This window comes from uncultured Chloroflexus sp. (assembly GCF_937129525.1).
Taxonomy (GTDB): domain Bacteria; phylum Chloroflexota; class Chloroflexia; order Chloroflexales; family Chloroflexaceae; genus Chloroflexus.
This window is the reverse complement of the sequence record NZ_CAKZNK010000050.1, coordinates 89,738-102,796: the sequence shown is the minus strand read 5'-3', so window position 1 is coordinate 102,796 and position 13,059 is coordinate 89,738. Positions and strand designations below refer to the sequence as shown.

The window sequence follows — 13,059 nt, the reverse complement described above, 5'->3', positions numbered from 1 at the left end:
TCGGCTATTGATCCAACCGCAGAGGCCGCAGAGAACGCAGAGGGATGATTGGTTATCGCCGATCGGTTATTGATCCAGCCACAGATTGTAGGGGCGAAGCGCCGCTTCGCCCCTACCCCCTCCCCGCCCGCCGCTACCTGCAACACGCAACGATTGCCTCTCGCCTATCGGCTATTGAACCGCAGAGGGATGATTGCTTATCGGCTATCGGCTATCGCCTATCGCCTATCCAACCGCAGAGGCCGCAGAGAACGCAGAGGGATGATTCTTATCGCCTCTCGCCCCTCGCCCCTCGCCTATTCGTTACCGGCGGGAATCTGATATTATGGATCTATAACAGCAACACCAGATTACCATAGAGGAGCGGGTACCATATGGCAGACATATTTGGTTTGTCCTGGAATGGGCCGCCGTTCATCCTCTTCAGTCCACCGCATTTCATCGCGCTGGCATGTGTCGCAGTGGCCTGCGGCTGGATGCTCGGCCCAGGGCGCAAGCTCTCAACCACAGCCGGTCGTTACTGGCGTTACGCGCTGGCTGCTATACTGGCAGTAAACGAGCTAGCGTACAACCTCTGGTTTTGGGTGCATGGGTTATGGTCAATTCAGTACATGCTGCCTTTGCACCTTTGTACGCTGTTTACCTGGTTGAGCGTCGCAATGCTGATCATCCGCAGTTATCGTATCTTCGAATTCGCTTACTTCATGGGTATCGGCGGCGCGTTACAGGCATTGCTCACCCCCGACATCGGAGTGTACGGCTTTCCCCATTTTCGCGCCTTCCAGAGCTTCATTTCCCACGGCGGCATCGTTCTGGCGGCGCTGACGATGATTGCGCTGGAAGGGTATCGCCCCACCTGGGGATCGGTGGGGCGAGTCATTATCGGCGCCAATATCCTGATGGCTGTGGTTGGTGTGATCAACTGGTTGCTCGACAGCAACTACCTCTTTCTCTCGCGTAAACCGTACACTCCCAGTCTGCTCGATCTGCTCGGGCCATGGCCAATCTACATCATCTGGATGGAAGTGATCGGAATCGCGACAATCCTCCTGCTCTACCTGCCATTTGCGCTAGCCGATCGGTTTCAGAGATCGCCGATTACGGCGAGCAGAGTGCGCCGGTAGTCAGCGCTGACCAGCCGGCTCCAGCATTCCGGCAACCCGGCGCGTAGCGCATTCCATTCGGCTTCACGCGCCGACAAATAGGCTGCGACTGCCTCCGACGCTCGTTCGGTGTGTGGGGCCAGCAGGCCACGGGCAACGCTAATGTCGTTGAGCGCGCCGAGATGGTCTTGAAAGTCGATAAGCGGGTTAAGTAGCTCGCCTAACCGCTCGCCGGCAATATCGTTTAGCAACTCAAGCGCATAGCGAAACCGCTTGCCGGCAATGCGCATGGCATGCAGTGTCGCCTCGTCTTCCGGCAAACCATTGCGGTCGTAGGCGCGCAATGCCTCGTAGTGCGCGTACAGCATACTGCCGGCGCGATCTTTTATCCGCGGTTCATTGTCCCATCCGGCAGCATAACAGGCCAGGCGAGCCAGGACGCGCATATCGCGATCGTATCGTTTGCTCTCCAGATGCTCAACCAGCGTTGTATGGGCTTGCGCGCGCTCGGCGCGGAGCGCCTCAACGACCGGCGTTATCCCGCTGAAATTGCGCTGAGCTATGTCGTTAAGCAGCACATCACGATCGCGCGTAGCGCTGGCTTCCCGGGCCAGCTCACGCACAATCTCTGTTGCCCGCCGCGCCGCTTTCGCCGGCGCAACCGGTTCGAGCAGCCGCAGGGCAGCCCGAATCCGCCGGGTAGCGACCCGCAGATCATGCACTGCTTCAATAGTTTCGTCGGCCTTTACCGCGCGCGCCGTCTGTTGTAAACGCCGCAGTTGGCGGCGTAACGCGACTCGACCTGCTTCGGCGAAGGAGACGTTCCCGGAAGCGTACCAGTACTCCAATCGCTCAACCGGCTCCTCCTCGCCAGCCAGCGGCTCCACTACCGTTCCTTCACTTTGCACAATCACCTCAGGACGCGGCCCGATAACCCGTTCCCACAGATCGGCCTTGGCCAATGCCCGTTCGCTGTCAACCGCCGCATGTGGACCAATCGCCAGCAAGCTAAGCCGACCATTGCTCGCCGTCACTTTGACCTGGGTGGTTTGCGACTGACTGTAATCGAAACCATCGGCGACCCGCACAATCGCCGCCAGTTCCAGCGCCAGTTTCCGCTTGCGAGAATTAAGGCACAATACTGCCGGTTCAAGCGCAGCGCGCGGTTTGCGCCGATGGAGCGCGACAATAGCAGCCAAAATCGCCTGATCAGACTCGTCACCCAACTCGTGATGAAAGATGATGTCGCGCCCCACCAGATGATGTTCGGGAGGATCGGTGGTCAGACCAACGTTGTGCAATAACGCGCCGGCTTCAACCAGATCGCGAGCCCCATCAGGCCACTTACGCGATCCGGCCAGAGCATCGAACAATGTCAATGCATGGTCGGCGACCTGGCGGGCATGCGCATGGTCAACCTGGTATTGGGCGAGCAGGGTTTCGACGTAGCCAGCGAGATGGGAGATCTGTGTCATAAACACCTCACTCTCTCAAGATCTGGGCAAGGACAATAAAGCTCTTGCGCGCAATAACCTCTGATCCCAACCCGGTATCAATGTCTGGCCCAGGCTGACATCGATGCGTTTCGGATTCCGCTCACCGTGTCTGTACACTGCCACAACCGATGCCAAAACCAGACCCTACTGCTGCAATAATAGCATCCCCCGTTCGAGCTTGCTTTGCCGTTCGGGCGTAAGCTTGATCAATGCTCGCAAGGCCTGCGCCAGCTCGGTCAGATCGTAGACCGATCCTGCGGGTAATACTTCGAGTTCGAGTTCGCAAATCGGCGCTTGCCTTTTGCCGGCATAGATGGTACCGCGATCAAGACACAATTCCACCCGATCCTGCCCATCGCGCGCAGCATGAATAATCCGACGATTCGTCTCGATCGTCAACAACGGGCGCAGTGGCGCACCCAACAACAGCGCCTGGGCCAGATCGCGAGCGGGACCCTCCGGCCAATGCGCCGGATTGGGATCGTCGCCGGGAAATTCGAACTCAGCCCGATGGTGAATGCCGTGTTCGTCGATCCGGGCCGGCCCTTTGAGCGTAACAAACGAACGTTGACCGATCTGACGAACGCGCAACCCAAAACGCGCGGCGGCCAACCGGCCATCGGCGCTATCGTAGTACACGTTGCGTTGTCGCTCGCCGTCCAAAGTGCGCAGTGTGTAGTGCCCGATTGCCTGCAATGTGGCCAGACGATCGAGGTCGGCGGCGTTCACCTTGTATTTTGCTTCAACTTCCATGAAAACTCCTTGAACCTGGGAGCGGCAAAAACATCGCGCAATCACCTGCTCTATTGTAGCCGGTTTACGGTAGAAATTCGCAAGGATATGTGAATATCAGAACTCTCGCCACGTATTGCCGTGGCGAGAGTTCCTGCGCAGCGCTCGTTTAGTGACATGCAGCGATGAGTCAGCGCGGGCTTCATCCCCGGCCACCGCCTCCAACTACCTGCTGATGATGGGCAGATAGCGGATCGCCGGGCCGACTACCGCTTGCGCTCCCCTAGCGCCGTACCGAAGCAGCGTTTCGCCGTCGTACAGGCCATAATCCGTGATCCGCGCAACCTCGCCAACCTCGCCAGCCTGCATCAATAGCGTTCTGACAACCGCCTCAGATGCCGGCAGTTCTGGGATTGACCAGCGCGCGGTGCTACCGCTGATAACACCACCGCCGCTGTCAACGACCTCAATTCCGGGTGGCAGTGAAACAACCAGCTCGAAGCTGTCAAGACCGGCGTTTTCACCTTGCCCGAAATTGATGACCACAAATTCAATCGGATAGATCGAACCGGTTTCAACTTCAGAGGGCGCAAAAGCTGCTACGTACAGACGAGGCTCATCGATGAGGGTTCGCGCAACCTCACGGCGTCGCGACGCTGTAGCTTCGTTGGCCAACGCGCGATAGTTACCGGCAACAACACTGGCGTCAGCCTGCGCTTGATACGTCAGCTCGATCAACTCACCAGGCAATAAATTGCCAACGTTCCAGATAATTTCATCGGTCGAACCGTTGAACACGCCATCATTGCTGATGCTATCGGGTGCCAGCGTTACGCCATCGGGAACCTCAACCACAACTTCGAGATCGGTCAGCGGCGTAGCGCCACTATTGGCGACAAACACCGTATAAGTATACGGCGTATTCGGCGCTGCTGTCGAGATATACCATGGCGTCTCGGCAAGATTCTCAGGCAACTGCAACTGCCAGATGTCAACGTGTGGATCACCGTTGATTTGAGCTGTAATCCAATCGGCAAAAAAGGCCGTGCGCGCGTAGACACCAGGGAAGTGTGGCCAGGCGCAACCGACGCCGAAGCTGACGATCCCGGCGTGTAGCAACCCACCCGATCCATCGGGAACCATCAACGGGCCGCCGCTATCACCCTGACAGGTATCAACGCCACCTGTAGGGTAGATACCGGCGCACAGATGCATGTCACTCAGCGCGCCATCGTAACGCTCGTTGCACGTTGCCAGGTTGACAATCGGTAGTTGGGCCTTGTGGGCGACATCCGGATCATCAACCCCCGTTTGCGGCAACCGGTTGCCCCAGCCGGCAATCTGCGCCGTAACATCGGGCGCAAAGCGCGCAGCATCATCCGGCGTTGCGATTCTGATCGGGGTAATGTCAACCACCGGCTCGGCCAGATACAACAGCGCAACATCATTGGCCAGCACCTGTCCAGGCAAGTAGAAAGGATGGGTGATGATCTCTGCCACTGCGCGCCGTTGCTCTGGCGTCGTCTGCGAGAGCGCCTGCTGTCCGACTAGAACCTCAATCGCCGATGGATCGACTACTTCGCCATCAAATACCAGACAATGCGCCGCCGTCAATACCCATTGAGTCGTCGTAAAATCGTTGCCATCATCGATCAGCGCGCCGCCACAAAAGGCCGCCGCTTCCTCAGTGACCTCCGCAATCAGCAACGCAACCAACCACGGGTAGTCACCCGGCGCTACCGGCTCGCCGCCGACCACGCTCGTCTGCGGTGGCGGTGTAGCTGACATTACCTGTCGCGCGGATACGACAACAGCGAAGAACAGCCCGACCGAAATGAGAACGAGTGCCAGCCTACGAAAGCGCATAGAAAACTCCTATTGTTTTTAATATGGTTACCATATATGATAACATACATCATGGAAAAATGCAACCGCCAACCGAGGAGATGTTGCACATCAGAAAGGTATAAGAGTGGTATACTAAAGCCTGCTCTCTTGCCAATACTGACAGGAGGCCACGTCCGCATGAGCCCAGACTTCGAACGATTGATCGGTCGAGCTGCGCTTGACCCTGCTTTTCGCAAACGACTGCTTGATGATCCAGACGCGGCGGCGAAAGAAGCCGGCCTGCAACCAGATCCTGCCGAGATGGATCGGTTGCGTAAAGCGCTGGCCGATCCGGTTCAGCGTCAGCGTATCGCCGACCTTGACCGGCAAACCCAATCGCTCAGCGGTTGGAGTTAAGCGGTTGCGCAAAGCGCTGGCCGATCCGGTTCAGCGTTAGCGCATCGCCGACCTTGACCGGCAAACCCAATCGCTCAGCGGTTGGTGCTAAGCGGTTGCCGTTGGCGCTGGCCAATCCGGCCTAGCGATCGTGTATTGTTGACCTTAACCGGTAGTCTCGCCGCATGGCAGTTACAGACAGGTTGCATATGATTCGGTTTCAGCAACCGATCGCGCTTTCTCGAAATAGAATGATATGTGGCATTGCGACCTTCCCGAGAGGGTGCAGACTGAGAGAAGATTGATGGCGTCAGTTAGGGAATATTACCCACCCCTTCGAAATCACCGAGGGATCACAAATTTTTTTATGGCGAAAGAACTGTCAAACTTTCAAAACCTCTTAAATCAGATTGATGTTGAAGACGAGCAGAAGCGCCTTCGCGTCATGGCGCGCGCCCTTAACGGATTGGTGACATTGCTCACAGTGGTCGCATTGCTCATCATGCTCATCCCACCGTTCTCTCACCCGCTGTATTACACGATTGTCGGCATTTCTTTAGCGATCAACCTGGTTGTTGAGTGGACGGCTCGACAAAATCGAGAAGTTTTCAGCGCACGCCTCTTAGTTGTCTGGACAAATCTGGGCGTTTTGGCGATCATGGTAGCAAACGCAATCGAACGCGATCTGCTCAGAACAACATTATTTGCCGAGACAACGCCACTCTTTGTTATTTTAGCCGGTCTTTTATTGGGCTGGCGCGCCGCCGGGCTGGTCGCTGTTGTCAATATGTTTATTATTTTTGCAATCTATTTTCTATTTTTTATCATAGTTGGTACATCTCGTGGCGTGTTTGAAGAGACGACCGGATTGTTTGTGCCGATTTTTATCTATATATCTTTAGCGTGGGCTGCAATTTCACTCTATCAATGGCAACTCAGTCGCTCTCGCCAAGACCTGAATCAAGCTCGCAACCAGATTTTGCAAAATCAGTTAGCGCAGCGCGATCTGGAATTAGCCCGCAATCTGCAACAACGCCTGTACCCGTTCTCGCCCCCGCTCATCGAAAACGTCAAAATTGCGGCTCGCTCTGAGGCTGCCCGCGAAACAAGCGGCGATTTCTACGATTTTGTTGCGATGCCCGATGGGCGCTGGGCAATTGTTGTCGCTGACGTGACCGGCAAAAGCATTGCCGCGGCGCTGGTCATGGTGATGACGCGATCGTTGCTACGTTCGTATATTGAAACTCAAACCTCGCCGGCTGCCATTCTCCAGCTAACGAACAATGCGCTCTATCGATCTGGAATCGGCTCGCAATACGTCACGGTTTATCTCGGTGTCCTCGATCCACAGACGTTGACCCTGACATTTACGACTGCTGGCCACCCTTTTCCGTATCTGCGACGTGGCGCCGTCATTAGCGAAATCGGGCAGGGGAGCCTGCCTCTAGGCGCAAAACCAGATCTGGTCTACAACGACAAAATTATCCATTTGCAGGCGGGCGATCAGGTCTTTCTTTTGACTGATGGCTTTTTTGAGACCCGTAACAAGGAGGGCGAACTGTTCGGTTTCCACCGATTGATGACGTTACTCGACCAGGTTGACCCGGTTGACCCCAATTGCGCACTCGATCAAATCTGGCACTCTGTGACTGAATTTCGCGGCAATCTGGAACAGGCTGATGATATGACGATTGTGATTATTAACATTCCTCCGCAGGCAGATGCTGTTGCCGCTTGAAGAAGCATACTGGCAGACGGTTCAGCGCCGTTTAGGCGTTTTGGTTGTCGATCTGCCGGCGGCGTTGCGCCTGCCGGCGCTGAATCTCCTTGACAACGAATTTCACCGTTTGCTGGCTTTGTGGCCGCGCTGGCTCGCCGACTTGCTTCCGTTACCAAAGCCAGGGCTCACTCACCTGACGTTGGCGGCGCTGGCCGGTGGCTGGGCAGCTAGCCTGGATGATGCCGCTCGCGATGGAGAACTGCCAGGATTGTTCAGATCGTTACGCCGGGCGCTTTGGCGACAAGCCTGGCGATTGTTTGCCCGCCTTGGTCTGGCATTGCCGCCATTACTGACACTATCGACGCAAATGACCATTGCCTGCCGGCATGAGCTGGCAGCGCGGGCAGTGCATGGCCGGTGGCACGCCAGGCAGTTGCAGACGCTCACAACCCGCTGGGTGCGCGCGCGAGCTGCCGGCTGGCATGCAATTCAACTGGCACAGATGGAACTTACCGGGCTGGCGCCAACCGACTGCCGTCGGCGCGATCTGGCCCGCGCGCTCGATTTGATCATCCTTGCCCGACAACTACGCGACGATGCGGTCGATTTGACCGCTGACGCTCAGGCCGGTCGCGCTACCTGGTTGATAGCGCTGATCGCTGCTACTATCTGGCAGACTGATGGCTACCCCGGCACAGTCGATAGCGCACGCATAACCGGACGCTGGCTGCTCGATGAGAATCTGCGGCGCCAGGTCGCGCAATTGCACGCCACGCTGTGCGCGCGCGCTGCCGTTGCGCTGGCTCCATATCAGCCCCGTCTGCCTCGCCTGTTCGATCTCATTGCCGCCGAACAGCAGGCCGGTCAGGCAGCGTTTGCCTCTTATCAATCACTCCAGTTCGGCCTGCCGATTCCGCCAACTGGCGATGCGTTCGGGCAGATCGATACATGCGTCGAGCGCAGCGCCAGCGTGAGCTAGCGCCTCACGATGCCCGATGAGTGTCATCCGGCAGAGCGGGATCGGGAGCCGCACCAGTCGTAGTGCGCTGCAGCGCAGCCGATCCGCGACCAGATGCACTTCATCGGCCCACGGCGAGTCGGTGCAATACACGATCCCCTTGGCGCGGAAGAGTCCCCGCCCGGCCAGGGTATGCAACGTCTGCTCGAACGCAGTTCGGCGCAGCGGTAGATCTGCTTGCCAGCTCAGCGCCTCAAACTCGCCGTGTTGATGAGGAAGATCGGCAGGTAGTTCACCGCTACTCCGCGGGCTGAAGATCAGATCGGGTGAAATATCGCCCGCAATCGCCGGAATGATCGGCGCGCGCGGGTTGAGATTGCGGAGCTGCTCGCTCACCTGCTGCATTGTCTGCACATCGGCGAGATCGCCGTGAGTCAGCGCAATCAGGTCGGCAACCTGGATCTGACGACGTGTCAGCGGGGAAGCATCCATCGCTTGCGTAAAATCAACGGCTGAAACCAGCGTGATTAATGCGTCGAGCGGCAGATTGGCTGCGCGCAACTGTCGCGCGATTGCGCCTGGTTCGGCTAAACCACTGGTCTCAATCGCAATTGCATCCAGTTCGCCGCCGTCCAGCAACGTTTCAAGCGCCACCAGCAGGTCGCTACCGGCAACACAGCAAACGCAGCCGCCACTGAGTTCAATCAGTGAACTGCCGCCGCTCTGTTCAAGCAGTGCGCCATCAATCCCAAGCGCGCCAAATTCGTTGACGATAACCCCAATGCGACGCTCAGCTTCACGAAGCATACGACGCAGCAGCGTCGTTTTGCCACTGCCGAGAAAACCGCTGATCAGAGTAATTGGTGGGACAACCGGATCAATTCGCGTCGGCATAGCCGGTCAATTCCACATAGCCGCGCCCGCGTATGCTACCACTTACCTCAACGGCTCCTTCCCAATAGACGACGGTTACCGGTAGTTCTTGATCGCGCAGCGCCGGCGTAACAATCAGATCAATTCCGTAGTCTGGAATGCGCAACCGCCATCCCGAAGGATAAACAGCGCCACTACGCGGACTGCGCCAGGTATCGGTGACAGACAGTTCTACATCGCCTGGGCCGAGAATGATGACTGTATTGTCGGGCAAAAGCAGACTGCCACCAACAAACGGCGATGGACTGCCGTCAGCTTCACGAAGTTGATAATACATCAGATCGTGACCGCTCTCGAGTTGCAGCGCAAACCAATCCCATCCGGTCAATCCCTCTTCAAGCGCGCTTGTTCCCCACTCGCGATCCATCCAGGTCAGGCCGCTGACCTGGTACGTTTCCTCGCCAATGCGAATAACGCCATTGCTGACCATCCGCGTGAGCGAGTAGTAGGCCGATGCGTTGCCGATCTGCGATCCCTTCTGACTTACGCCGGCATTGCCCTGCAACACTGGCGGACGACTGTTGACCACCGTCAGATCAATCGCCACGCCATCTTGAGCGGCGTACAATCGCATTGTCATGCCTTCCGGCCCGATTCCCTCTACCGACCAATCGTGGAGGAAGACTCGAAACGGATCACCGCTGGCGCCGGCTAGATCGGCGGCGGCGCGACTAAAGCGTTCAAAGGCGTAAAAGCGATCACCATCAATATCGCTGAGGGCAAAATGGGCCATGTAAATCTCGCTTGCAGCCCAGGCCGACTCACGCGCCGGCGGATCAGGCGTCAACGCGCGGCGGAAGAAGGTGAGTTGAAATCCGAACCGTCGCCCGTTTTCAGCCGTGAGATTGCCGGTATAGTACCACCACTCGGTTTGAAAGGTCGGGTGTGGGCCGTGGTCGATGGGAAAGACGAAGGGCCGCGGTGTCACAACGCGCTCAAAACCCTCGTTATTGCCGGCGTTCACCGCTTCAATGGCGCCAATAGAGGCGCGCACTGTCGGTTGAGCCGGCGCAGCGCAGGCGCTCAGCGCAAAGCCTGCCATCCCGATCAGAAACAATAAGGAAGAAAAGCGCATAACGTTTTGTCAGATGTTGCGGTTTAATAAGTAGTACCTGTTTGTAGTGTACCACGGGTTTGCCGCCGGTATCAGACTGATCCGACAACGAAGTTCAGCGAGGGAGGAAATGTTTGAACCTGACGATGAAGCGCGGGTACTGGTTGTCATCGTGCCGCGGCCACGCGACCTCGAGCTGGCGCGCAGAGAAGGCTGGTACCGGCTCCCGCTGGCCCACGCCCCGCCGCGTCTGGCCGCCGATTATCTGGCCTTCTACCAGCCAGGATCGTTTGGCGCCGAACGCTGGCGCGTGCAGCGGTACGCCGCAGTGATTCGCTATCGCATTGCGCTGCGCCGTGAATTGCTGCCAGACGAGCCACGCCACCCTCGCGCCAACGAACGCTACTATCGGATCGATGTCGGGCCTTTGCGTGAGCTTGATCGGCCGGTGCCGGCGGCGCGACTCCGTCGCATTACCTTTATCGCTACCACCTTTGGCCGCTTACAACAAGCGCTCGACGTAACCGATCTGTTCATACCACCACCGCCACCCGATGTATGGGGGAGCGGATTAGCCGGTCGGTCGATCAGGTAGTTCGATATAGCGGTGATAACGGCGGCGGTCACGTTATTCGCGAGGCTGGATCAGTGTCTGCTACGCCTGAGTTCACCTGCGCAAGCGGTATCGTTGCTCGCCAGAGTCTGTGCCGCGGGCCAGACCGCTCACCGGTAGCGTCACGCCGTCGGGCAATTGCTCTCTGCCCCGCCTGCGCATGCCCTCGCCGGAATCCGTTTCGAGCTGCGCGCCAGACTGCTCGCCGGCAGAGTTGCGAACTCAGGCAACCAATCACCTCGCTTCAGGAGGAATAATTTATGTCAATAAACAGTATACCTCAATCAACCACGCGCCAGCGCAGCGTCTGACCGGCGGCAAAGGGTACCACATCGCCGTAGCGGGCCGGCACCTGCCAGGGATCCTCTACCAGCTTCACTATGCGGGACGGCGGCGTCAAACCGTGGATGCAACAGGCATTGCCGCTCACAAAATCAGGCAGGCGGTCGAGGGCATCGTGGCGCTCAAACAATTCAACGAGCATCGGCAGCAGCACCGGCGCCGAGAATACCCCGGCAGCGCAGAAAGCAGCTTCTTTGCGATCGATCGGGTGTGGCGCCGAGTCGCTGCCAAACATAAGTTTGGGATGACCGGACAGCGCCGCCGCCAGCAATGCATCACGATCGGCAGGCCGTTTGGCAATCGGTTTGCAGAACAGATGTGGCTGCAACAACCCACCGGCTACGTCATCGAGCGTAATCATCAGGTGATGCAAGGTAACAGTCGCGAAGAGATTAGGATAACGTTCAAGCAGATCGAGCGCCGCCGCGGTCGTAATATGCTCCATCACAATGCGCAAACGCGGAAACGCGCGCGCCCAGCGCTCGTAGATCGGCAAGAACTCAGTCTCGCGGTCGAGCACGAAGCCATGGGTCTCACCATGAACGAGCAGCGGAATGCCCAGCTCTTCCATGAGAGCAAGGGTTGGCTCAATTGCAGCCATATCGCTCACACCGCCGGAGCTATTGGTCGTCACCCCCTCCGGATAGAGCTTAATTGCAAAGATCTGGTCGCGCAACGTCTGGAGCGTAGCCGCGTCATAAGGGCGAAAGAAGAGGGTCATTAATGGCAGAAACGGATACGGCTGCGTAGCTGAGAGCACCTCGGCGCGATAGCGATCCAACCGGTCGGCATTATCGACCGGCGGCACGAGATTGGGCATAATCACCGCGCCGGCAAACTGCGCGGCGGAAAAGGGGGCAACCAGGCGCAGCATTGCGCCTTCACGTAGATGCAGGTGCATATCGAGGGGCGCGAAGAGCGTAATCTTCATAAACGTTTTCCGGGCTGGCGCGGCAGACGCATGCGCGCTGCCACAAAGCGATCGTGCGGCAAATTGATCGAAGCAGTAATACGGCTGATTTCAGCGCTCTCGACGCCAGACAGCTCACCATCGGCGAGCGCGACGGCAAAGAGCGCATCAATGAACCGCTCGCGTTGTTCAACGGTCGTCGAGTCGGCAAACTCTTTGGCGAGACGGAAAAAGTCAAGACTAGCCGCGCTCTCGGCCAGGGCAACCTCGGCCACCAGCGTCGCGCGCGGATGATCGAGATGCCACCACTCTTTGAGGATAGCGACTATCTGATCATGCTCAGCAGGCGTTACCTGATTGTCAACCCGGGCCACCCGCGCCAGCAAACCGCCGGCCAGCGCCAGCGCGTACACCTCGCGCTGATCGATACCCAGTTCGTCAATATGCGCGCCAAGCCGCATATGCAGCGCGTAGTAGATACGGTTATGCAGAAACTCAGCCAATAAATCTTCCCGATTCGGGCCGCGAGCGCGAATGCCAAGCGCGAGCCGAAACGCCCGCCCAATCTGGTGAAGCAGACTGTGGTTGTCGTGATCGAGAGCAGCCTGAATCTGCTCCGCTACTTCCCGCTCGGCTGGAGTCAATACGCGATCGGCGGAAAGCAGTCGATTAATCGCATCGATTGCAATCTGACGTTCAGCCGGGGTAGCAATCTGATCGCGCAGATCGGCAATCAAGCGAGCGCGCTCGGCTGACTCTACCGGCGAATGCAGATAGATCTCCAGTTCGGCCCATTCCTCAGCCGTTAGTGCCAGCTTGCCGCTAGTCTGACCGAGCTCAGCCAGCAGCCGCTTGAGGTCATTCACCTCATCGAGTGATAGCTCGCCATCAGCCCACGCGGCGGCGATAATGACCTTGGCGAGCGCCATTGCGAGAGGATGTTTGGCCATAGGCTTTCCGGTTCGCGCAACAAAT

12 protein-coding genes are annotated in these 13,059 nt (G+C 57.8%); 5 read left to right on the top strand and 7 right to left on the bottom strand.

Annotation, left to right across the window (positions count from 1 at the left end; genetic code table 11):
* Positions 1-374: 374 nt before the first annotated feature.
* Complete coding sequence (locus Q0650_RS05380; protein ID WP_298816670.1) at positions 375-1,124, top strand: TIGR02206 family membrane protein; 750 nt, start codon at positions 375-377, stop codon at positions 1,122-1,124.
* Here Q0650_RS05380 and Q0650_RS05375 read toward each other — a convergent pair.
* From Q0650_RS05375 to Q0650_RS05365, 3 genes are all read right to left on the bottom strand, one after another.
* Positions 1,085-2,578: a CHAD domain-containing protein gene (locus Q0650_RS05375; protein WP_298816668.1), complete on the bottom strand. Its 1,494-nt coding sequence runs from the start codon at positions 2,576-2,578 to the stop codon at positions 1,085-1,087. The genes Q0650_RS05380 and Q0650_RS05375 overlap by 40 nt on opposite strands.
* A gap of 165 nt (positions 2,579-2,743) precedes the next feature.
* Positions 2,744-3,352 carry an inorganic triphosphatase gene (locus tag Q0650_RS05370; protein WP_298816666.1) on the bottom strand — a complete coding sequence of 203 codons (609 nt, stop codon included), beginning with the start codon at positions 3,350-3,352 and terminating at the stop codon, positions 2,744-2,746.
* Between the two features lie 204 nt (positions 3,353-3,556).
* Complete coding sequence (locus tag Q0650_RS05365; RefSeq protein WP_298816664.1) at positions 3,557-5,197, bottom strand: trypsin-like serine protease; 1,641 nt, start codon at positions 5,195-5,197, stop codon at positions 3,557-3,559.
* A 159-nt stretch (positions 5,198-5,356) separates the two neighbouring features.
* On the opposite strand from Q0650_RS05365, the gene Q0650_RS05360 reads away from it, so the two are divergent.
* From Q0650_RS05360 to Q0650_RS05350, 3 genes are all read left to right on the top strand, one after another.
* The gene (locus tag Q0650_RS05360; RefSeq protein ID WP_298816662.1) at positions 5,357-5,575 is read left to right on the top strand and encodes a Franean1_4349 family RiPP; all 219 of its coding nucleotides are present in this window, start codon (positions 5,357-5,359) and stop codon (positions 5,573-5,575) included.
* Positions 5,576-5,921: 346 nt separating this feature from the next.
* Positions 5,922-7,292, top strand: coding sequence for a PP2C family protein-serine/threonine phosphatase (locus tag Q0650_RS05355; RefSeq protein ID WP_298816660.1), 1,371 nt, complete (start codon positions 5,922-5,924; stop codon positions 7,290-7,292).
* Positions 7,276-8,253, top strand: a complete 978-nt coding sequence (locus tag Q0650_RS05350) for a hypothetical protein (RefSeq protein ID WP_298816658.1) — start codon at positions 7,276-7,278, stop codon at positions 8,251-8,253. The genes Q0650_RS05355 and Q0650_RS05350 overlap by 17 nt, the downstream gene beginning before the upstream one ends.
* On the opposite strand, the gene Q0650_RS05345 is transcribed toward Q0650_RS05350, so the two are convergent.
* Entirely contained in the window at positions 8,164-9,126 is a 963-nt protein-coding gene (locus tag Q0650_RS05345) for a GTP-binding protein (protein ID WP_298816656.1), read from the bottom strand. The genes Q0650_RS05350 and Q0650_RS05345 overlap by 90 nt on opposite strands.
* Positions 9,110-10,240 carry a lipocalin-like domain-containing protein gene (locus Q0650_RS05340; RefSeq protein WP_298816655.1) on the bottom strand — a complete coding sequence of 377 codons (1,131 nt, stop codon included), beginning with the start codon at positions 10,238-10,240 and terminating at the stop codon, positions 9,110-9,112. The genes Q0650_RS05345 and Q0650_RS05340 overlap by 17 nt, the downstream gene beginning before the upstream one ends.
* A 109-nt stretch (positions 10,241-10,349) precedes the next feature.
* Between Q0650_RS05340 and Q0650_RS05335 the strand changes: the two genes are divergently transcribed.
* Positions 10,350-10,814 carry a hypothetical protein gene (locus tag Q0650_RS05335; protein WP_298816654.1) on the top strand — a complete coding sequence of 155 codons (465 nt, stop codon included), beginning with the start codon at positions 10,350-10,352 and terminating at the stop codon, positions 10,812-10,814.
* 298 nt (positions 10,815-11,112) lie between these two features.
* On the opposite strand, the gene pyrC is transcribed toward Q0650_RS05335, so the two are convergent.
* Together pyrC and Q0650_RS05325 are read right to left on the bottom strand one after the other, a co-directional pair.
* Positions 11,113-12,105, bottom strand: coding sequence for a dihydroorotase (gene pyrC / locus Q0650_RS05330; protein WP_298816653.1), 993 nt, complete (start codon positions 12,103-12,105; stop codon positions 11,113-11,115).
* Positions 12,102-13,034, bottom strand: a complete 933-nt coding sequence (locus tag Q0650_RS05325; protein WP_298816652.1) for a TerB family tellurite resistance protein — start codon at positions 13,032-13,034, stop codon at positions 12,102-12,104. The genes pyrC and Q0650_RS05325 overlap by 4 nt, the downstream gene beginning before the upstream one ends.
* Between the last annotated feature and the right edge of the window lie 25 nt (positions 13,035-13,059).

What these genes read in the sequence shown, in the direction of transcription:
- pyrC (WP_298816653.1), bottom strand. Translation starts at nt 12,105, where the DNA reads ATGAAGATTACGCTCTTCGCGCCCCTCGATATGCACCTGCATCTACGT.
- Q0650_RS05360 (WP_298816662.1), top strand. Translation starts at nt 5,357, where the DNA reads ATGAGCCCAGACTTCGAACGATTGATCGGTCGAGCTGCGCTTGACCCT.
- Q0650_RS05365 (WP_298816664.1), bottom strand. Translation starts at nt 5,197, where the DNA reads ATGCGCTTTCGTAGGCTGGCACTCGTTCTCATTTCGGTCGGGCTGTTC.
- Q0650_RS05340 (WP_298816655.1), bottom strand. Translation starts at nt 10,240, where the DNA reads ATGCGCTTTTCTTCCTTATTGTTTCTGATCGGGATGGCAGGCTTTGCG.
- Q0650_RS05335 (WP_298816654.1), top strand. Translation starts at nt 10,350, where the DNA reads ATGTTTGAACCTGACGATGAAGCGCGGGTACTGGTTGTCATCGTGCCG.
- Q0650_RS05370 (WP_298816666.1), bottom strand. Translation starts at nt 3,352, where the DNA reads ATGGAAGTTGAAGCAAAATACAAGGTGAACGCCGCCGACCTCGATCGT.
- Q0650_RS05350 (WP_298816658.1), top strand. Translation starts at nt 7,276, where the DNA reads ATGCTGTTGCCGCTTGAAGAAGCATACTGGCAGACGGTTCAGCGCCGT.
- Q0650_RS05345 (WP_298816656.1), bottom strand. Translation starts at nt 9,126, where the DNA reads ATGCCGACGCGAATTGATCCGGTTGTCCCACCAATTACTCTGATCAGC.
- Q0650_RS05355 (WP_298816660.1), top strand. Translation starts at nt 5,922, where the DNA reads ATGGCGAAAGAACTGTCAAACTTTCAAAACCTCTTAAATCAGATTGAT.
- Q0650_RS05325 (WP_298816652.1), bottom strand. Translation starts at nt 13,034, where the DNA reads ATGGCCAAACATCCTCTCGCAATGGCGCTCGCCAAGGTCATTATCGCC.
- Q0650_RS05380 (WP_298816670.1), top strand. Translation starts at nt 375, where the DNA reads ATGGCAGACATATTTGGTTTGTCCTGGAATGGGCCGCCGTTCATCCTC.
- Q0650_RS05375 (WP_298816668.1), bottom strand. Translation starts at nt 2,578, where the DNA reads ATGACACAGATCTCCCATCTCGCTGGCTACGTCGAAACCCTGCTCGCC.